The following is an 18,934-nucleotide window of genomic DNA, read 5'->3' as shown; positions in this document are numbered from 1 at the left end:
CTCAGGAGTGCTCCAGCACGACGCCTTCGATGACGTTGGCCACGCCCTGGCACTTGTCGGTGGCCGTCTCGATGAGGTCGTAGATCTCCTTCCACTTGATGATGGTCAGGGTATCCACGCCGCTCTTGAACAGCCGGCCCATGCCCGCGCGCAGGACTTCATCCGCCTGGGTCTCCAGGTGCTTGATCTCCTTGCAGCCCGCGAGGATCTGCTCCGGCTTCTTGATGAGCCGCAGCGCCGCGACGACCTCCTGCACCTTCTGCGTGGAGAGCACCAGGAGCCGCGCCAGCTCCGTGGCGTCCGGCCGGCTGGTCTCAATCTCGTAGTAGAGCAGGCGCGCCGCCGCCGCGTTGGTCAGGTCCAGCACGTCGTCGATGCGCGACAGGAGCGTGTGGATCTGCCCCCGGTCGAACGGGGTGATGAACTGCTGGTGGAGCCGGTTGAAGGCCGTGTGGGTGACCTCGTCGCCCTTGTGCTCCACGTCCTTGAGGGCCTGGACGCGCGCGGGCACGTCACGGAAGTCCGCCAGGAGCTCGTGCAGGAGCTTCGCTCCCTCGACGGTCCTGGCGCATTGCGCGTCGAAGTCGTCGAAGAACTCGTCCGACTTCGGCATCAGCTTTTCGAGCATGGGGATCTCCCTCGGCGCCTGGAGGGACAGGCGCGGTCCGCCACGGGAGGAGGGTGGCGCCGCATGGGGGTGACACTCCCGTGACGCGGGAGTGACTACCCTACCTGGAGAGATTCGCCAGTGTTCCGTGCGAAAACGTACGGATTCCAGGGGGTTGCGCTTGACGTGAAGGGGCCGCTCAGACGACGCGGTTGCGCAGCTCCTCGAAGAATCCCACCCACAGCTGCCACATCTCCTCGGCGCCGCGGGTGATGGTGGCCAGCTCCGCGTCGGTGTACTGGAGGCCCACCGTATGGCCGGCCGTCTCCACGTGGTCCGGCTCCTGCTTCACGTGGATGTCCACCCAGGGCAGGGCCTTGAGGCCCGTGGTGCGGCGCACCAGCTTGCCCAGCTTGGCCACCATGGTGAGGTCCGCCACCTCCGTGCCGTAGAGGAAGCCCAGGCCGGTGAGGTGGTTGTCCGTGGCGCGCTGGTAGCCGTCGATGAGCCGGCGCGTGGCGGGCGTCATGTCCGCCTCCGACACGCCCGCCTTCGTGAAGCCAGCGTCCGTCATCGTCTGGATGAAGAAGCGCTCGTGCGCGCGCGCCGGGTCTCCCTCGCCCACCTCCTGGTTCAGGATGTGGGTCACCGCCGTCTTCATCTCCATCTGCGGACAGACGGCAATGAGCTTGCTCAGGAAGTCGGGGAAGTAGTGCAGGGGGTGCCACCACTGCCCCAGCACCATCTCCGCCTGGTCGCGGCTGAAGGCCTTCTCATCCACCACCTCGAAGAACCGATGCTTGATGAGCTGCTCACGGTGGGGGTTCTTCGCGAGCGCCGCCTCGATGGTCTGGTTCCGCATTGCCGCCTCCAGGTTGGGTCCAAAAGGGCTGGGTCGGCGTTTATCACAAGACAGGACTGTGATTCTTGGAATAATGGAAAGACAAGTTCAACGTGACTACGTGGTTTACCGTCAGTGTGGAACGTGCAGGCAGGCGAGGGTGGGCTGTTCGGGGTGGGGGCTGCCGTCCTACAGTCAGAAAATCGGCATTTCTCCCTTGGCTCCTCTTGTCGTGGAAGGCGCATGACCCTGTTCCGGCACCCTGAAGATCGCATCCCGGTCCTGATGTTCCTGAGTGTGTTCGCGCTCGACGTGACGGTGTTCCTCACGGCGCGCAGCTGGTGGGTGCCGGTGCTGTGGTTCGGGCTGGGCATCATCCCCAAGGGATGGATCTGCTCGTGGAACCACCACCACCAGCACCTGTCCTTCTTCAAGCACGCGCTGCCCAACCGCCTGTTGGAGATCGTCTTCGGCTTCCAGACGGGCGTGACGTCGCAGGCGTGGTTCCTCCACCACGTGCTGGGCCACCACAAGAACTACCTGGACCAGACGCAGGACGAGTCGCGCTGGAAGCGCGCTGACGGCTCCACGATGGCGGAGGTGGAGTACTCGCTGAGCACGGCGCTGACCGCGTACCCGCGAGCGTTCCAGGTGGGGAAGAAGCATCACCCCAAGGCGCTGCGCGTGTTCGTGTGGATGGCCGCGCTCCAGGTGGTGCTGCTGGCGGGCCTGTTCTGGGTGAACCCCTACAACGCGCTCTTCGTGTTCCTCTTGCCCATGATGGCGTCGCTCTACGTGACGACCTGGGCCACGTACTTCCACCACGTGGGGCTGGAGACGGCCAACCACTCGGAGGCCTCGTACAACATCCTCCACAAGGGCTACAACCTGATGACGGGCAACCTGGGCTACCACACCGCGCATCACACGCGGCACGGTCTGCACTGGTCCAAGCTGCCGGAGCTGCACGCGCAGCTGGCGCAGGAGATCCCCGCGAACCTGTACCGCCAGCCCGGCATCCCGTTCGTCTGGCGCGGCTCCGAGGAGAAGCTCGTGCTGAGCGACCATGAGGTCGCCGCGCTCTCCGGCCGTCCCGTGGAAGGCAGCGGGGAGAAGCTGGCCGCCTAGCAGGCCCGCTGGAAGCTCCCGCCGGAAGGGCTCCCTTCCGGCGGAAGGTGCCGCGAGCGGCTACTTCGGCGGCTGCGGCTCCGTCGTGCGGTTCGCCGCCAGGTGGATGACGTTGAGCAGCAGGTCCTTCACGCGGCGGGGCTTGTTGCCGCCGTTGTCCTCGATGATCTTGTCGATGTCGTCATCCTGCCGGTGGTACTCGGGGATGAGGTCGCCGCCGCCCTCGGGGTTGGACAGGCCCTCGAAGAGGAAGAGGACGTCCTCGCCCTTGCGCCCGAAGGACGCGCCGTCCTGCCGGTCGCGGTAGACGTTGATGTCGCGGTTGATGCGGTCGAACGGATCCGCCAGCTGCTGGTTCGCCTGGTCCACCACGTCGCGGAAGTAGTTGGGCTGGCCCCGGGTGTTGGTGTCCACCACGGACAGGCGCTGATCATCCCAGCGGCCCACCATGTCCGTGTTGATGACGCCGGCGATGTTCTTCAGCTCCAGGCCGGGGATGGGGTGGTCCACGAAGTACTGCGAGCCCACCAGCCCCTTCTCCTCCGCGCCCGTCCAGACGAAGAGCACGGAGCGGTCCAGCTTGCCGTTCTTCGCGGCCTCCGCCAGCTCCGGCACCGCCGCCATCAGCACCGCGCTGCCGGACGCGTTGTCGTCCGCGCCGTTGTAGGCGTTGCCCTTGCGGTCCACGCCCACGTGGTCCAGGTGGGCCATCACGACGATGACCTCGTCCTTGTGCGGGCCGGTTCCGGGCAGCAGGGCCATGGTGTTCACCGCCTGGCCCGTGGCGGTGGCCACCTGCTTGAGCTCCTCCACGCTGCGCTGCGGGCCCGTGCGCGCCGGCACCACCGTCTGGCCCGCCGCCTTCATCGTCTGCTCGTACTGCTGATTGAGCCGCTTCAGCGTGTCCCTGGGCATCTTCTCGTCCAGGTAGAAGCCCTCCTGGAACAGGGTGTGGCCGAACTCCTTGTGCTCGGCGTGCCCGGCGTGGGCCGCGCCGGCCTCCTCGCCCGCCTTGTCCGCGCCCAGCCACGAGTAGACGTTGAAGCGCTGCTGGAAGGGGTTCTCCGGGTTGTTGATGTTGGGGCCCACGAGCCCGTACTTCTCCGCGTGCGCCTGCACGTAGACGGAAGCGGCGTCCAGGCCCGCGGAGGGGCTGTCACGTCCCTGCAGCGCGTCCGACGCCAGGTACTCGATGTGCGTCATCGGATCCGAGTCGGCCGACACGGGCGGCTCGGTGGGAGCCTCCGGCGGCACCGGCGTCGTGGTGGCGGGCGGCGGCAGCGACAGCACCGGAGGCGGCGCCGGCAGCTGCGGCAGCTTGGAGCCGGGGCGCGCCCCGGAGGACTCGAAGCCGTCCTTCCACGCGAGGGGGCGGTTCCGGGTCTTCGCCTCCGAGCTCCGGGCGTCCTGCGAGGACAACCGCGAGACGGAGGTGAGGGGACGCGAGCTGTCGTTGATCTTCGAGGCCATGGTGGGGTGTCCGGGGGGAGGAACCGCGCTCCCCAGATTATCCGACCGGCCACGCCGGAGTTGTGAGCCACTGCAAAGTTCCACCCGCGCACGGCTCATCCCTTGAATCCAGGTTTCACGAGCATGCCCGGGCGCGAGACGTCCTGGCGCTCCGCGTGAGACCGGGACCGTCACATGGCGTGTGTTTCATGTAGCATGAAACGCTACTCCTGTTTTCTCACGCAATGAATTGCAAGAGTGAAAACAGACGGACTCCGGGTATTGGCGCGCGGGGTGCAGTAGGGCCGCGGGCAGTCCACCCCACACGATGAGGTAGTGCATGCACCTGAAGATGACGGGTTCCCTGCTGGCGTCCCTGCTGCTGGGCATGACGGGTTGCGCGGGCGGTGACGACGGACAGGCCGCCGGTTCGCTGAGCGCGCAGGAGTCCGCGGCGTCCCAGTGTGTGAAGAAGTTCGAGGGCATCACGACCTGCGCGTTGGGCCGGGCGAAGGTGGACTCCGTCGCGGACGGGCTGGCGGTGTCGGGGCTGCTGACGCAGAAGGACGGCGTCTCCAGCAGCTTCGCGCAGGCGGTGAAGTGGGAGCAGCGCGTGGCGTTCAGCCTGGGCGCGCAGGGCGGCTACCAGCTGGCCGCGCGCGATGGGGATCAGGTCGTCAGCACGCTGAAGGTCACCCCGGGCCGTGAGGCGAACTCGGTCAACCTGGTGCCCACGTTCACGGGCTCACCGGGCGGCTCCGCGTACCGGATGAACGTCTACCGGGGCGGCGTGCTCCAGGGCTCCAGCCAGCAGCCGGCCGGGATGATGATCGTCTTCACCAACTTCCGGGACTTCCTCCGCTGGGCGGAGATGCACCACCACTTCCTGAACGACTTCGACATCGACGGGCTGTCCACCGGCTCCGCGGAGACGAACGTGGGCGCGTGCGTGTGGCGCGTGGACGCGGAGAAGAACACCTTCGCCGTGGACCTCAACGGCAAGTCCGTCACGGGTGACTCGGTGGAGTTCATCGAGATCATCGCGGATGGCGCGTACCCGTACCGTCACTTCACGGGCATCGACACGAACGCCATCGCCGGCCAGTACACCATCCGGTCGGAGTCCATCACGCAGCCCACGGGCGTGAAGTAGCAGGGAAGGCGTGCCGGACGGGGGCCTCGCGACTCCCGTCCGGCGTCGTGCCGCTAGCGTCTCCCGGAGACGGAGGACGTGGGCGTCGCCACGTTCCGGCCGCTGCCGCCCACGCCGGTGGCGGGGCTCACCGAGGGCGTGCGCGCGGCCTCCAGCGGGGCCTTGCGCGCCGGCGCGAAGGAGGCCGGGACCTCATTCGCGTAGAGCAGCTTGTAGGCGCTGTAGCTGCTGAGCACGCGCTTCACGTAGTCGCGGGTCTCATCGAAGGCGATGTGCTCCACCCACTCGTCCAGCTCCGCCTGGGGCAGGGCCTTGCGCCAGCGCTCCACCGCGGCGGGGCCCGCGTTGTAGGCGGCCACGGCGTAGGCGGGGTTGCCGCCGAAGTGCTTGAGCAGCGAGCCCAGGTACGTCGCGCCCAGCCGGATGTTCTGCGCGGGCTGGAGGAGCGACGACACCTCGAACGACGCCAGCTTGAGCGAGTCCGCCACCTGCTTCGCCGTGCCGGGCATGAGCTGCGCGAGCCCCAGCGCGCCGGTGGAGGAGCGCGCGCGCGGGTTGAACCGGCTCTCCTCGCGGATGAGGCCCTGCAGGAGGTCCGGATCCACGCGCGCGGCCCGCGAATGGCTCTGGATGAGCGGCCGGAACGCGAGCGGCCACGTCGCCTCCCACACCGGGCGGGACGCGGCGCTCAAGGGGCCCGCGGCCTCCTGGCGCAGCGTCACGCGGGCCACCTGCCGCGTGGCCCGGCCCCGGCCGGTGCGGCGCATGGTCTGGTAGAGCAGCCGCGCGGGCGCCTCCGCCAGGCCGCGCGTGTCCACCGCGAGCAGCTCCTCCACCACGCCCGGCTGTCCCAGGCGCAAGAGCTCCACGCCCGCCGCGAAGCGCGGATCCTTCCGGAGCGGGCCCGGGGGCAGGGGCCAGACCTCGTCGCTGGCCGGCGCGGCGGTGTTCAGCGTCTTCGCGGGGACGGCCTGCGCGGAGGCCTCCGTCAGCCGCGCCAGCCGCTCCGGCGCGTGCTGCGCCAGCCGCGTGCGGGACAGCAGGCCGTACCAGGCCGTGGGGCGCTCGGTGGCGATGAGCTCGTAGCGCGCGAGCGCCGCGTCCAGCGCGCCGCCGTTCTCCTGGACCCGCGCCTGCCAGTAGCGCGCGCGCCACAGGGCCTCGTCGGTGCGCGCGGCCTCCGGCAGCTGCTCCACCGCCATCAGCGACGCCAGACCCGGCTGCGTCTCGTTCTTGCGCAGGTGCAGCCAGAAGGCGCGGAAGAGGGCCTCGGCGGCGAAGTTGCCCGCGGGGTAGCGCTTCGCCAGCGCCTCGTAGTTCTGAAGCGCTTCGTCCGTGCGGTTCAGGCGCTGCTGCGTCCAGGCCTCGAAGAACAGCGCGTCGTCCGCGTAGCCGTGCTCCGGGTAGTCCCGCGCCAGCGTGGCGTACGTCTCCACCGCCGCTTCCGGCTGCACCACCGACTGCGAATAGGCGAGCAGGTAGAGCGCCTGCGGCCGCTGCTCGGGCGACAGGCACTCGCGCGCCACCGGCTCCAGCACCTGGATGGCGCGGCGGTGCTGGCGCTCCTTGCGCAGCGCGCGGCCCAGGGTGAGCTGGGCGCGGCAGGCCAGCTCGTCCGGGAGCTCCGTCCGGGGGCCCGAGCGGGCCAGCATGTTCATGGCCGCGACGTTCTGGTGCAGCTCCACCAGCGCCTCCGCGCGGCGCACGCGCCACTTCATGGGCAGGGGCAGGTCGCGCAGCAGGGCGCGAGCGCGGTCCGCCTCCGGTGACAGGGGCGCGGTGGCCCAGACCTCCAGCAGCGCGCGGTGCTCGGCGTTGTACATGCCCTGCGCGCGCGCCAGGTCGCAGTACGCGAGCAGCGCCTTCATGCGGAGCGCGTCCGGGCCGCGGGCCTGCCGGCTGTCGATGAACTCCTGCAGCGCGGTCAGCGCCTCGGGGATGCGCAGCTGGCGCTTGAGCACGCGCGCCATGGTGAAGCGGGCCTCCGGGTAGAGCGGGGAGCCCGGGCTCACCTGGCCGTACTGCTCCGCCGCGCGCAGCGGCTTGCGCAGCCGCTCATGCGACTGCGCGGCCCGCATCAGGCAGTGGTCGCGCAGGGGCGCGTAGTCCTCCGCGAGCGCGGTGAACTCCGCGGCGGCGGTGGCGAAGTCGCGCGCGAGGAACGCGCTCTGGGCCTGGAGGAAGCGGCCGGGGAGGGAAGGGGGGGACTCCGTGGCGAGCAGCGCCCGCGCGGACTTGTACCGGCCCCGGTCGAACTCCGCCTTCGCCTTCGCCAGCAGGCCTTCCGCGAAGTAGGGCGTCAGCCGCTCCGGCCCGAAGGCCTCCGCCGTCACCTCGTCCTGGGAGGGCTGCGCCGTCGGCGTGTCGAGCAGGGCCTCCAGCTTCTCTTCCGACATCACGTCGCCGGAGTCGTCCTCACCGGCGGCCTGCGCCCACGCGGCGCCCGGGGCCCACAGGCCCGCGCACGCAAGCAAGACCGCAGCTGTTCCTCGAAGTCCGTCCATGCCAGCCCTCGTTCGTCCGCCAGGGACCCCGATGGATTGGCACTGCCGGTGTGCTTGGAACCTGCCCGGCTGACTGCTTGCCAGGCGCGCGTTGGCTATCGTGCATCCGCCCCCGGGCCCACATCAGGGGTGTTGCACGAAAGCCAACGGCCCGCCGGCCCCTCGACTGGCTCCTGGGGCACCAGATACCCAGGGGCGCCCGCCTGCCCGTCAGGGGGTGGTCGTCTGGACCACCAGGTCGCTCGGCATGCGGGGGGCGACCTCGTAGGTGGTCTCGTACTGCGCGGCCAGCCCCACCACGGTGATGCGCTGTCCCACGGTGAGGGCCTGGAGCGCGGCCTTGTCGAACCCGGCGGACACGTGGACGAACACCTGCACCTCGCCGGTGCCGTCGTCGATGTAGAGCTTGTAGCCGTAGGGCGAGTCGTCCACGAAGGCCTGGGTGATGGCGCCGCTCACGCGGATGAGCTCGCCCTCCACGGACTCGTTCACACCGCCGGTGGTGACGTCCTGGGGCGCCACCTGCTCCGTGCCGGGCCTCAGGTCCACGTCCACGGGCACCGTCTTGAGGATGCGCAGCTGGTTCTGCTCGTCCAGCGTGCCGGTGACTCGCACGCGGGCCCCCAGTCCGAAGGACAGCTTCTCCTCGAGCTTCACGTAGATGCCGCCGGTGTCGTCCTGGATGGCGAAGCCCTCGTCGCCCATGGCGGAGGCGAACGCGCCGGGGGGCACGGTGACCGCGCCCTGCACCGTCACCTCCGACCCGTCGGCGCGAGACCGCGCGTCGGCGATGGAGAGGACCGGCTGGCAGCCGGCGAGTGCGAACGCGAGCGCACCCAGCAGCGCCAGGGCACCCCGGCGCGAAAGGGACGGGGCAGGGGAGGAGGAGAAGGAAGAGGAGTTCATGGCCACCTTTTATCATCCACTAAGCCTTCTATTCAATTAATTCTACTTGTTCTTGAATTAACTTGAGGTGTGACTGGTGTCTGCCTTTGAGTCACGCCGCGGGCGGACGGAGTGTTGACAAGGCGCGTCTGCTACCGACGGTGCGGGCCTGTATCAGGTGATACATGAGGAGGATGAATGTGAGACATTGCGTCCTCTTGCCGCTGGTGGGCTTGTAGCTTTACCGTGCGGCTGCTGCCCTCCCCCGGACATCCATGGCCACCCCGAGTCTCCCGTCGTCGAGTGTCGCGCTCGAAGCCAAACCCCCTCTGGCCCGCATCTGGTGGCTCGCGCTGCGGCCCAAGACGCTGACCGCTTCCGTCGCGCCCACGGTGCTGGGCTGGGCCTTCGCCAACGCGGAGGGCAGCTGGCGGCCGGTGCCCGCGCTCACGTTCCTGGTGGGCTTCGTGCTCATGCAGATCGTCAGCAACCTGGTGAACGACTACGCGGACTTCGAGCGCGGCGCGGACACCGAGGCGCGCCTGGGGCCCGCGCGCGTCACGCAGAAGGGCTGGCTGTCCGCGCGCGAGGTGGCGACGGCCGCGGCGCTGGCGTTCACGGGCTCCTCGCTCGCGCTGCTGCTCTTGACGCAGGCGGAAGGGTGGCCGGTGTTCGCGGGCGGCGCCTTCTGTCTGGCGGGCGCGGTCTTCTACTCCGCGGGCCCCATCCCCCTGGGCTACCTGGGGCTGGGGGACGTGCTGGTGCTGATCATCTTCGGGCTCCTGGGGGTGAGCGGCAGCTACGTCGTGCTCACCCACCACGTCACGCCGGCCGTGTGGCTGGCGGGGCTGTCCATGGGGCTGTTCTCCGCCGGCATCCTCGCGGTGAACAACCTGCGCGACCGCAAGACGGACGTCGTCGCCGGCAAGCGCACGCTCGTGGTGCGCTTCGGCCAGCGCTTCGGGCAGTGGGAGTACACGCTGGCGGTGGGAGGCGCGTTCGTGCTCCCGGTGCTCGCCTGGCTGTTGCTGCCGGAGCACGCGGGCGGCTGGCTCTTCCCGCTGGCGGCCCTGCCACTCGCGGTGAAGCAGATCCGCGCCATCTGGAGGGAGGACGGCAGCGCGCTCAACCCGCACCTGGGGAAGACCGCGGCGCTGGGGCTCGTCTTCGCGCTGCTCCTGTCCGCGGGCCTCAGCTTCTGGCCCCGGACGACGCCCTGAGTCAGGCGGCGGCGGGCACTCAGCCCCCCTGCGCGATCTGAAGTCCACGAATTGCGCGGACTCTCATAATGTGGTCAGTTTGAACCGATGAGGTGTTCTCCTCCCAACCCTTACCGGGCCTCACCGTCTCCGCGTGGCGGAGCGCTGGCGGCGTCGGGAAGGGTGGGACGCGTGGGCCCGCGCGTGAGGACACCTGCTCCCTTTCCTCCCCCTGCCTGCCTCCGGCCTCGTCTTCCATGAATCGCTCAATCCTGTTGAAGAGCGCGTGGTGCGCCCTGCTGGTGCCCCTGCTGTCCTGCAACCTCCTCAAGGTCACTGACGACGAGGGGTCCACCACGGGTCGCGGCGCCAAGCGGTTCGACCCCTACCAGGGGCTCAACTCCGGCGCGATCCGGCTCAGCCTCCAGTACATCAATGGCTGCGCCTTCCTGCCCAACGGGCAGATGGTGGCGAAGAACGGCGTGCCCGTCCCGTACCCGGACGTGTGCATCACGCCGCTCGCGCAGAACCCGCTGACGCTGTCGCCTCCCACCGGGACGCTGCAGATCCTCTCGGACAACCAGTACTTCCTGAACCAGTTCTCCGTCTCGGAGACCGTGGTCAACCAGCACAACAACCCCAACGACCAGACCGCCGCGCTCGGGTGGATCAAGAACCAGTCCGTGTTCGCGGGCCTGGACTGGGGCAACGTCAACCAGGGCCCGGACGAGTGGAGCTTCTACAGCCTCGCCGGCGCCGTGGAGGACTGCTGGACCCGCGAGGTGCAGTTCGGCAACGCGAACTGGCAGAAGGTGAAGGACGACACCATCACCGTGGAGGTGCTGGACGAGACGGGCACCTCGCGCGCCAGCCAGACCTACCTGCGCTCGGAGCTGCTGGCGTCGTCCCCCTACGCCGGCCACAGCCGCTTCTCCTGGCGTTCGGAGAACCTCAAGCCGCCGCGCTTCCCCGGTGACAAGGACCCCGGCACCGTGGCGGGCTTCCCGGGCGGCCTGGACCAGAGCGCCATCACGCGCACCATCGCGCGCGTGGACATGGTGGGCAGCACCAACCCCTTCAAGGTGCTGCGCATCCCGCGCCTGTCGGGCCCCGGCGCGCTCAAGGCCACCTGGAGCCAGCTGCCGGACAAGCCGTTCTACTTCCCGGTGACGTACGTCATCCCGGATGAGCGCCCCTCCACCTGCACCGACGACGCCGGCAACCCGGTGCAGTGCAGCCCGGGCCTGGACTCGCGGCTGGTGTTCGCTCCCCCGAAGGAGGGCAGCTTCTACAAGCCCGGCGAGGACGTGAGCGTCTACGTGGACCTGCGCGACAGCGCGGGCGCCCACCTGCACTCCAAGGACCTGCTGCCCAGCGCGAAGGAGATCATCAGCGGCCAGGCCAACGGCATCCAGACGTTCGTCCCCAACGTCATCGCGACCGTCACGGAGAACGACTCCATCTCCAACGTGGCCATCGCCGGCCCGCTCCAGGACCTCCAGGTGCTGGGCAACCCCAGCGACAAGCCCCAGTTCTTCGCCAAGCCGTTCCCGTTCGCGTTCCTGGATGACGCCACGCTCACGGGCCTGACGCCGGGCCTGATGGACTACAAGTGGCCCACGCGCCAGACGTTCACGCTGCCCCCGGACGCGAAGCCGGGCACCTACGTGGCGCTGGTGAAGTTCAACCGCGCGTCCATGGGCGAGCGCGTCGCGAAGCTGAACCCGTTCTTCTTCCAGGTGGGCCAGGACGAGCCCACGACGTACCCGGGCAACGTGGGCAACTGCCAGATCTGCCACCGCGGCGTGCTGTCGCTGGACAACCTGCGCCACGGCCTGTCGGTGGACCACATCGAGAGCTGCAAGGTCTGCCACCACTACGACACGGACACGGTGGGCCGCACGCAGGAGATGGTGCACCGCATCCACATGAACTCGCCCAGCTACCCGGCGAACCGCGCGGACTGCACCGTGTGCCACCTGACGCGCAAGAGCACGGAGCGGCCCAGCCTGGCGCTGTGCGGCTCGTGCCACATCTCCCAGCACGGGGACGAGTTCTTCCAGATCGCCTTCAACCAGCGCGGCACGCCCAGCAAGTTCGGCAACTGCGCGCAGACGTGCCACGGCGGCGAGCAGCTCCCCGCCGGCCACATCCTCCCCGCGAAGTAGGGGATGCGACCCGCCATGCAAAAAGCCCTCTTCGTCGGAACGCTGCTCGGCGCGGCCGTGCTGAACGCCGGCTGCACGGAATCCTCCAACTCCCCCGCGTCGTCCACCTTCACGCCGCGCCCCACCTATGAGAACCGCGAGCCGGCGGGCCTCACCTCCCGGCTGACGGGCTTCACGGTGGACCCGGAGGCCTACTTCATCAACCTGGCCAACTGCGCGCCGCCGCCCGCGCGGTGCGCGCTGCCGCCGCTGTACGCGGAGTTCAGCCCGCTCTTGCAGCGCGCGGTGGTGCGCAACGCGCCCATCACCCTGCAGGACACGGTGCCGGACCCGGCGACGGGCCGGCCGCCCGACCCGGCACCGCCCACGCTGTCCAGCGCCGCCGGCCTGTGGACCCTGGACAAGGTGCCCACGCGCCGGGGGCCGCCGTTCTTCGTCCTCTCCCTGGGCTCGCTGCCCACGCTGCCCACTCCGCCCTCCCTGGCCAACGACGTGCCGGCGCCGTTCCCGCTGCCGCCCGTGCCGGAGGGCAACTACCTGCCCACGTTGACCATCCGGCCGGTGGTGCCGGCGCACAGCGCGTGCGTGGGCCTGGAAGCGCTCCAGGTGAGCGACAAGGGCATCCTGGAGGCGGTGGCGAAGTACCTGTCCTCCGAGGGCACGTCCGTGACGGTGGCGGACCTGCTCAACCCGGGCCGCTTCGGCGGCATCACGGTCTTCTGGCTGTACCAGCCGGGCTTCCCGGTGTTCCGCGTGCCCGCGCCCAACACCACCGTGGAGGCCTCGTCCGGCCGCGTGCTCAACATCGAGTGGGCACCCGTCGGCGCGCCGCTGCCGCCGCCGGTCGCGGCCCTGCAGTCCACGCGCGGCTTCTTCATCGCGCCGGGTCCGCCCGCGCCCCACAGCAGCCTGGGCCTGGTGGCCATCGTCCACCCGCCGCTCATGGGGCCTCCGGGCAACGTGACGTACACGGCGAAGGACGCCACGACGAGCGCGGCGGAGAACCGTCCCTGGTCGCTGCAGCCGCTGGAGCTCCCGCAGATCCCGGGGCTCGTCACGTTCGCGGGCCTGCAGATGGCGCCCGCGGTCCCCTCGGCGACGCCCTCCATTCCCCCGCCCAGCACCTGCGTGCCCGGGCAGTAGCCGCCGCACCCGTCTCAGCGCCTGCGCTCCGTTCCCCCTCCCCGTGGGGAGGACGGAGCGTCCGTGTTTCGTCCCCGTTCGTCCGGAGCAACATTCCCCATGATGAAGAAGATCCTGCTGGCCATTGGAGTGCTGGTCGCCCTGGTCTTGATTGGCGCGGGTACCGCCATGGGCGTGGCCACCCACAAGATCAACAAGTCGTATGACTACGTGGCGCTGCCCAACATCACGCGCGACACCTCGCCGGAGGGCATTGCCCGCGGTGAGCAGGTCTTCCGCGCGGTGTGTGCCGAGTGTCACGCGGGCGGTGGCAACACCAAGCCCGTGGGCGTTCGGATGCACGACTTCCCGCCCGACCTGGGCACGTTCTACTCGGCGAACATCACGTCCGACCCGGAGAAGGGCGTGGGGGCCTGGACGGACCAGGAGATCGCCCGCATGGTGATCAACGGCATCGACAAGAGCCACCACTTCCGCCCCATGCCCGCGTTCCCCAACATGGGTGACAAGGACATCGCGGCGGTCATCGGCTTCATGCGCTCCGGGCACCCGGACTTCGCGCCGGAGAAGCAGCAGCCGCCGCGCTCCGAGCTGACGCCCCCGGGCCGCATGGTGTTCGCGTTCGCCATGGGCATCAACGACAAGGGCCGCACGGAGCCGGTGCCCGTGCCCGCGAAGGCGGCGGACTCCGTGGAGTACGGCCGCTACCTGGCCGGCAGCGTCTACGACTGCGTCTTCTGCCACTCGCCGGGCTTCGACGGCAGCGCGGTGAAGCTGCAGCACCCGGACACCGTGCTGAGCGGCGGCTTCGAGTTCGACCTGACGCCGCTGGGCGGCGAGGGCAAGCTGCTGTCGCCCAACATCACCGTCAGCGAGACGGCCGGCATCGGCAAGTGGACGCTGGATGAGTTCATCCTGGCCATGCGCACGGGCGTGACGCCCGGGGGCTACATCCTGCGCGCCCCCATGCCCAAGTACCGCTACGCGGACGACGCGGAGCTCACGGCCCTCTACACCTTCCTGCGCTCCATGAAGCCCAACGACAAGGTGGTGCCGCCCCCCGCCGGTGGCCGCCCCAAGGCGGAGCCCACCAACGACCCGGAGAAGATGTTCAGCGCCCTGGGCTGCGCGACCTGCCACGCCCCCGGCAAGGCCTACGAGGCCAAGCTCCAGGGCGCCAAGGGCAAGGCCCCCGAGGAAGTGGCCAAGTGGATCCGCAACCCGGAGTCCTTCAAGCCCGGCACGCAGATGCCCACCTACGAGACGCTCGTCGACGAGAACAACGCCCTGTCCCTGGCGAAGTACGTCCTGGGCAAGACGGGCGGCACCGTCAGCGAAGGCACCGCGCCCTGAGTTTGACGACGGTGTGACAAAAGCCCTCGCGTGAGTGTCGACACGCGGGGGCTTGTTGAAACGGTTCGCCGCTTCCGGGGTGGGCTGGTGTCACAGGAAGTACAGGTTGATATAAGCTTTCATGCGAAGTCGTTCCCCCACCCCGCGGAGCGTCATTCCATGACTGTTTCACCGGCCTCTTCCCTGTCCCCTCGCAAGCAGCGTTCGAAGCCCGTCCACCTCCACGAGACGAAGGCGCCGGATGCGCAGGGACCCATCCAGCTGGATGACGTGCTCTGGAACCCCGTCAACGCCGAGGAGGCGCTGGAGGGGCTGGAGAAGATCCTCGGCCGGCTGAACGCGCGCAATGACTCACGCGCCATCTTCCTGGACATCTACGCCATCGTCACCCGGAAGGTCGTCCACCTGCTGAGCAGGCCGGACGCGGGCGGCTTCCTCGAGCCCGAGTGGCTGTCGCACCTGACGGGCCGCTTCGCGGAAGAGGCGCTCATCGCGGTGCGCGACTCGCTGAAGAACCTGCCGCTGCCCACCGCGGCGTGGCGCTTCGCGACGCACTATCCCGCCCAGGGACTCACGCAGCCGTATCAGGACGCGCTCCTGGGCGTGAGCGCCCACATCAACCACGACCTGGGAATGGTCGTCTACGACAACATCGCGCACCAGTCCCCGCCGGCGGATGCGCGCCGCCTGGCGCGCTACCGGCACGACTACTTCCACGTGAACGAGATCCTCCGCTCGTGCATCCCGGAGTGCCTGGACCTGCTCGCCGAGCGCTATCGCTGCACCTCCACGAAGCTGCTGCTGAAGGTGCCCTTCAGCCGCCCCGTGGTGGAGCGGGCCGTCATGCAGATGCTCATCGTCTGGCGGCAGCGCGTCTGGGAGAACGTCGTCGCGATGCTGGAGGCGCAGACGCCCGAGGAGTACCAGGCCGTCGTGGAGCGCGTGCGCACGACGTCCGGCCGCATCGCCCAGGCGCTGTGCGCGGACAAGGCGCTGTGGCGGACGGTGCTCGGCGAGGCGCCGCCGTTCAGCCTGACGCTGCCGCCGGAGTCGTGGCCCGGCGTGGTGCTTCCGGCTCCGGCCGCGGACGTGGGCGTCAACGCCCGCGCCAGCTGAGCGGGCCGCCTCAGGAAGGCGTGACTCCGGCCACGAGGTAGAAGCGCACCTGGCCGGAGTTGACCCCGTAGGCGACGTCCACCCCCAGCAGGGGCAGCACGACGTTGTTGAGGTACAGCCGCAGGCCCGCGCCCACGCCCTGGGCCAGGGTCGCGGAGTTCTGGCTCGCCATCGTCTGCGGCAGGTAGCCGCGGATGACGCGTCCGCTGGCGTCGCGCAGCAGCCCGTCCGAGGGCAGGTCGCGCCACGCGATGACGCCCGTGTCGGAGAAGCCCAGGCCCCGGAAGGCCAGCGACTTCACCTTGAAGAGAGGGAAGTGGTACTCGGCGGTGAAGGTGACCCGCGTGTCGCCGCGGAACTGCCGGTACTGGAAGCCGCGCAGCGTGGTGCCGCCCATCACCAGCTCCTGGTGGAAGGGCAGGTCCTTGCCCACGGCCAGCTCCCCGCGCAGCACCAGGTTGTTCTCGCTGAAGAAGCGCAGGCCGTGGCGGTAGAGGATGCCGAACTTGCGGTAGCGGAACTCGCTCCACACGCCCGGGACGGACACCTCGTAGGAGCCCTCCAGGTTGAGCCCCTCCGTCACCGCGTGCAGCGTCTGGCGCGAGTCCAGTCCCACCATGAAGCGCAGCGACGTGTCGCGCAGGGAAGGGCCGGTGGAGAAGGCCTGCGTCGTCACCGGCTTCTCGGGGTCCGGCGCCCGCGCGTCGATGCTGGACACGCGGTACTTCGCCGCCGCGCGCACGCGCTCGAAGAGGATGAAGCCCAGCTCGGAGCTGAGGGACGCCGAGTTGAAGCGCGTGCGCCGGAGGATCTCCGGGTCGTCCTGGTTGGCGTCCGGACGGTACTCGTCCACGCGGTCGCTCTTGAGCTGTCCCTCCAGGCTGAACTTGAGCTGCGGCAGGCCGAAGACGATGGGATCCAGGAAGCCCACGTACACGCCGCTCTCGCCGGTGCTCACCTGCGCCGCGACGGCGAGCTTCTTCGCGCGGCCGCCCAGGTTGTTCTCCGCGTAGAGCAGCCCGCCGCCGGTGTTCGCGGAGGACAGCGCCACCGTGGGGGCCACCACCCACGACGCCTTGTCCTTCACCCGCAGCACCAGCCGCACGCGTCCGTCGGCCATGGGCTCCGTGCTCGCGCGCACGTCCTGGAACAGCCCCGTGGCCAGCAGCCGCCGCTCCACCTTCTCCAGCTCCTCGCCGTCCACCTCGTCGCCCACGTCCAGCTGCCCGAACGCGCGCACCGTCGAGGACGTCGTCTTGTTCGCGCCCTCCACCGTCACCTCCGCCACCTGGGGGCGGTGGAGCTCGGACACAGGCAGGTCCTCGTCGGCGTGGGCCACGGGGGCGGCCAGGCCCGTCAGGGCCACGGCGAGGACGGACAGGTGATGGCGGAAGCGGGGGAGCGGCACGCTCTGCTCATACCGCACGGTCCGTGGGCCCTGGCTGTTTCAACGTGTGTCCGCCGGCGCGTGCGCGCGATGTTCAACGTTCGGCGTCCCGCATGTGTCGTCCCGGGCCTTCAGTGCGCCCTGGAGAACAGTGGACACCGGGCCCGCGGAAAGGGAGGGAACGGCGCTCCCCTGTCGATGAAGGGGCGCCCTCCGCGCGGATGCATTATCCTCATCATCTGGATATGCATCAATCTTGGAGGGACGCGGGCATGGCTTCGACGGAAGAGGGTGGGCGGCAGGCGCTGTTCCTGGACGACCTGTCGGTGGGGCAGAAGTTCATCAGCGGCACGCACACGCTGGACGCGGCGCAGATCATCGCCTTCGCGCGCGAGTTCGATCCGCAGGCCTTCCACCTGGACGACGCCGCGGCGAAGGAGACGCTCTTCGAGGGGCTGGCGGCGAGCGGCTGGCACACGGCGGCCCTCACCATGAAGCTCAACGTCCAGAGCGGGCTGCCCTTCCAGGGCGGCATCGTGGGGGCGGGCGGGGACATCCGCTGGCCCAGGCCCACACGCCCGGGGGACGTCCTTCACGTGGAGAGCGAGGTGCTGGAGGTGACGCCCTCGCGCACGCGGCCGGACCGGGGCATCGCCACCGTGCGCAGCGAGACGCGCAACCAGCAGGGTGACGTGGTGCAGGTGCTCGTCGCGAAGCTGGTGTTGCCCCGCCGCCCGGCGGGCGGCTGAGCGGGGCGGGACGGGACGCTTTGCGTGGGGGCGGGTGGAGGCTACGGTGCGGCCCGTTCCGGCCGGGGTCCCCGTCCCGCTCCCGAGGAGTCCTTCGCATGTCCCGCGGCACCCCCGACTTCGACCTGGCTTCCGTGGACGTGGAGGGCTTCTACCGGGAGCTGAAGGAGCTGCGCGCCCGGCTGGACGCGAACCTGGGCGAGCCGGACGCGGCGCACCTGCGGAAGCTGGAGCGCTGGGGGAAGGTGGCGTCCGCGCTGGGCCTGGCCACGGCGTGGATCGCGCCCAATCCGCTCTCCGCGGTGGCGCTGGGCCTGGGCCGCTCCACGCGCTGGCTGCTCATGCACCACGTGGGGCACCGGGGCTATGACCGCGTGCCGGGCATGCCCGCGTCGCGCACCAGCAAGGGCTTCGCGAAGGGGAAGCGCCGGTTCGTGGACTGGCTGGACTGGATGCTGCCGGAGGCGTGGGTCTTCGAGCACAACGTGCTGCACCACTCGCACACCGGCGAGGACGCGGATCCGGACCTGCTGGAGCGCAACGCGGAGGGCTCGCTGCGCGACAACAGCCGGCCGCTGGCCCTGCGCTACGTGCAGCTGGCGCTGCTGGCCGTCACCTGGCGCGCGAGCTACTACGCGCCGGAGACGCTGGGGTCGCTGCGCCGCAAGGGGCGGCGCGAGGGTGGGGCGCTGACGCGCGCGGAGCTGTGGGAGCTCTTCACGCGCTGCTACCTGCCGTACGCCACCGTCTTCTTCGGGCTGTACCCGGCGGCGTTCCTGGTGCTGGGGCCGTGGGCGGCGTTCAGCGTCTTCTGCAACTCCGTGCTGGCGGACGTCGTCACCAACCTGCACACGTTCTTCGTGGTGGGGCCCAATCACACCGGCGAGGACCTGTACCGCTTCGACTCCGCGCCCGCGAACAAGGCGGAGCGCATGGTGCAGCAGGTGGTGGGCAGCGCGAACTACGCCACCGGCGGCGACCTCAACGACTACGCCCACCTGTGGCTGAACTACCAGATCGAGCACCACCTCTGGCCGGACCTGCCGATGCTGAAGTACCGCGAGGCGCAGCCGCACGTGCGCGCCCTCTGCGAGAAGTACGGCATCCCCTACGTCCAGGAGAGCGTCTGGACGCGCGCGCGGAAGATGGTGGACGTCGTCGTGGGCAAGGCGTCCATGAAGCGGCTGGTGAAGGCCGCGGCTCCGGCCATGTCCGCCGCGGACGCGCGGGCGGAAGCCTCCGCGGCCTGAAG

15 protein-coding genes are annotated in these 18,934 nt (G+C 69.7%); 9 read left to right on the top strand and 6 right to left on the bottom strand.

Translation table 11 applies throughout. The annotated features are described in order from the left end of the window. Nucleotide 1 precedes the first annotated feature (1 nt). The gene (locus tag NR792_RS10585) at nucleotides 2-628 is read right to left on the bottom strand and encodes a DUF47 domain-containing protein (protein WP_375759941.1); all 627 of its coding nucleotides are present in this window, start codon (nucleotides 626-628) and stop codon (nucleotides 2-4) included. Nucleotides 629-806: 178 nt separating this feature from the next. Further along, entirely contained in the window at nucleotides 807-1,469 is a 663-nt protein-coding gene (locus NR792_RS10580) for a TenA family transcriptional regulator (protein ID WP_375759940.1), read from the bottom strand. Between the two features lie 222 nt (nucleotides 1,470-1,691). Between NR792_RS10580 and NR792_RS10575 the strand changes: the two genes are divergently transcribed. Next, a complete protein-coding gene (locus NR792_RS10575) occupies nucleotides 1,692-2,576 on the top strand; it encodes a fatty acid desaturase family protein (RefSeq protein WP_375759939.1) in 885 nt (294 codons plus the stop codon). A 60-nt stretch (nucleotides 2,577-2,636) separates the two neighbouring features. Here the strand turns inward: NR792_RS10575 and NR792_RS10570 are convergent, their stop codons facing one another. Then, nucleotides 2,637-4,046, bottom strand: coding sequence for a M28 family metallopeptidase (locus NR792_RS10570; protein ID WP_375759938.1), 1,410 nt, complete (start codon nucleotides 4,044-4,046; stop codon nucleotides 2,637-2,639). Nucleotides 4,047-4,365: 319 nt separating this feature from the next. On the opposite strand from NR792_RS10570, the gene NR792_RS10565 reads away from it, so the two are divergent. Further along, the gene (locus NR792_RS10565) at nucleotides 4,366-5,178 is read left to right on the top strand and encodes a hypothetical protein (RefSeq protein ID WP_375759937.1); all 813 of its coding nucleotides are present in this window, start codon (nucleotides 4,366-4,368) and stop codon (nucleotides 5,176-5,178) included. Between the two features lie 53 nt (nucleotides 5,179-5,231). Here NR792_RS10565 and NR792_RS10560 read toward each other — a convergent pair whose 3' ends face one another. Then, the gene (locus NR792_RS10560; protein WP_375759936.1) at nucleotides 5,232-7,682 is read right to left on the bottom strand and encodes a transglycosylase SLT domain-containing protein; all 2,451 of its coding nucleotides are present in this window, start codon (nucleotides 7,680-7,682) and stop codon (nucleotides 5,232-5,234) included. A 210-nt stretch (nucleotides 7,683-7,892) separates the two neighbouring features. After that, nucleotides 7,893-8,588 (bottom strand): DNA-binding protein, encoded by a 696-nt coding sequence (locus tag NR792_RS10555; protein ID WP_375759935.1) that lies wholly within the window; start codon nucleotides 8,586-8,588, stop codon nucleotides 7,893-7,895. Between the two features lie 254 nt (nucleotides 8,589-8,842). Between NR792_RS10555 and menA the strand changes: the two genes are divergently transcribed. From menA to NR792_RS10530, 5 genes are all read left to right on the top strand, one after another. Then, nucleotides 8,843-9,787 (top strand): 1,4-dihydroxy-2-naphthoate octaprenyltransferase, encoded by a 945-nt coding sequence (gene menA, locus NR792_RS10550; RefSeq protein ID WP_375759934.1) that lies wholly within the window; start codon nucleotides 8,843-8,845, stop codon nucleotides 9,785-9,787. A gap of 236 nt (nucleotides 9,788-10,023) precedes the next feature. Then, nucleotides 10,024-11,934, top strand: coding sequence for a hypothetical protein (locus tag NR792_RS10545; RefSeq protein WP_375759933.1), 1,911 nt, complete (start codon nucleotides 10,024-10,026; stop codon nucleotides 11,932-11,934). 15 nt (nucleotides 11,935-11,949) lie between these two features. Then, nucleotides 11,950-13,077, top strand: coding sequence for a hypothetical protein (locus NR792_RS10540; RefSeq protein ID WP_375759932.1), 1,128 nt, complete (start codon nucleotides 11,950-11,952; stop codon nucleotides 13,075-13,077). A 99-nt stretch (nucleotides 13,078-13,176) separates the two neighbouring features. Next, complete coding sequence (locus NR792_RS10535) at nucleotides 13,177-14,430, top strand: c-type cytochrome (RefSeq protein WP_375759931.1); 1,254 nt, start codon at nucleotides 13,177-13,179, stop codon at nucleotides 14,428-14,430. A 159-nt stretch (nucleotides 14,431-14,589) separates the two neighbouring features. Continuing rightward, nucleotides 14,590-15,546: a DUF5995 family protein gene (locus tag NR792_RS10530; protein ID WP_375759930.1), complete on the top strand. Its 957-nt coding sequence runs from the start codon at nucleotides 14,590-14,592 to the stop codon at nucleotides 15,544-15,546. Between the two features lie 10 nt (nucleotides 15,547-15,556). Here the strand turns inward: NR792_RS10530 and NR792_RS10525 are convergent, their stop codons facing one another. Beyond that, nucleotides 15,557-16,954 carry a BamA/TamA family outer membrane protein gene (locus tag NR792_RS10525; RefSeq protein WP_375759929.1) on the bottom strand — a complete coding sequence of 466 codons (1,398 nt, stop codon included), beginning with the start codon at nucleotides 16,952-16,954 and terminating at the stop codon, nucleotides 15,557-15,559. 251 nt (nucleotides 16,955-17,205) lie between these two features. On the opposite strand from NR792_RS10525, the gene NR792_RS10520 reads away from it, so the two are divergent. Together NR792_RS10520 and NR792_RS10515 are read left to right on the top strand one after the other, a co-directional pair. After that, nucleotides 17,206-17,682 (top strand): MaoC family dehydratase, encoded by a 477-nt coding sequence (locus NR792_RS10520; protein WP_375759928.1) that lies wholly within the window; start codon nucleotides 17,206-17,208, stop codon nucleotides 17,680-17,682. A 98-nt stretch (nucleotides 17,683-17,780) separates the two neighbouring features. Then, nucleotides 17,781-18,932 carry a fatty acid desaturase family protein gene (locus NR792_RS10515; RefSeq protein WP_375759927.1) on the top strand — a complete coding sequence of 384 codons (1,152 nt, stop codon included), beginning with the start codon at nucleotides 17,781-17,783 and terminating at the stop codon, nucleotides 18,930-18,932. Nucleotides 18,933-18,934 lie beyond the last annotated feature (2 nt).

It is taken from the genome of Corallococcus exercitus, assembly GCF_042231735.1.
GTDB classification, from domain to species: Bacteria; Myxococcota; Myxococcia; order Myxococcales; family Myxococcaceae; genus Corallococcus; species Corallococcus exercitus_B.
The sequence above is the reverse complement of the archived record's forward strand: the minus strand, read 5'-3'. Positions and strand labels throughout refer to the sequence as shown.

What these genes read in the sequence shown, in the direction of transcription:
- NR792_RS10535 (WP_375759931.1), top strand. Translation starts at nt 13,177, where the DNA reads ATGATGAAGAAGATCCTGCTGGCCATTGGAGTGCTGGTCGCCCTGGTC.
- NR792_RS10555 (WP_375759935.1), bottom strand. Translation starts at nt 8,588, where the DNA reads ATGAACTCCTCTTCCTTCTCCTCCTCCCCTGCCCCGTCCCTTTCGCGC.
- NR792_RS10580 (WP_375759940.1), bottom strand. Translation starts at nt 1,469, where the DNA reads ATGCGGAACCAGACCATCGAGGCGGCGCTCGCGAAGAACCCCCACCGT.
- NR792_RS10540 (WP_375759932.1), top strand. Translation starts at nt 11,950, where the DNA reads ATGCAAAAAGCCCTCTTCGTCGGAACGCTGCTCGGCGCGGCCGTGCTG.
- NR792_RS10585 (WP_375759941.1), bottom strand. Translation starts at nt 628, where the DNA reads ATGCTCGAAAAGCTGATGCCGAAGTCGGACGAGTTCTTCGACGACTTC.
- NR792_RS10545 (WP_375759933.1), top strand. Translation starts at nt 10,024, where the DNA reads ATGAATCGCTCAATCCTGTTGAAGAGCGCGTGGTGCGCCCTGCTGGTG.
- NR792_RS10530 (WP_375759930.1), top strand. Translation starts at nt 14,590, where the DNA reads ATGACTGTTTCACCGGCCTCTTCCCTGTCCCCTCGCAAGCAGCGTTCG.
- menA (WP_375759934.1), top strand. Translation starts at nt 8,843, where the DNA reads ATGGCCACCCCGAGTCTCCCGTCGTCGAGTGTCGCGCTCGAAGCCAAA.
- NR792_RS10575 (WP_375759939.1), top strand. Translation starts at nt 1,692, where the DNA reads ATGACCCTGTTCCGGCACCCTGAAGATCGCATCCCGGTCCTGATGTTC.
- NR792_RS10515 (WP_375759927.1), top strand. Translation starts at nt 17,781, where the DNA reads ATGTCCCGCGGCACCCCCGACTTCGACCTGGCTTCCGTGGACGTGGAG.
- NR792_RS10520 (WP_375759928.1), top strand. Translation starts at nt 17,206, where the DNA reads ATGGCTTCGACGGAAGAGGGTGGGCGGCAGGCGCTGTTCCTGGACGAC.
- NR792_RS10565 (WP_375759937.1), top strand. Translation starts at nt 4,366, where the DNA reads ATGCACCTGAAGATGACGGGTTCCCTGCTGGCGTCCCTGCTGCTGGGC.
- NR792_RS10570 (WP_375759938.1), bottom strand. Translation starts at nt 4,046, where the DNA reads ATGGCCTCGAAGATCAACGACAGCTCGCGTCCCCTCACCTCCGTCTCG.
- NR792_RS10560 (WP_375759936.1), bottom strand. Translation starts at nt 7,682, where the DNA reads ATGGACGGACTTCGAGGAACAGCTGCGGTCTTGCTTGCGTGCGCGGGC.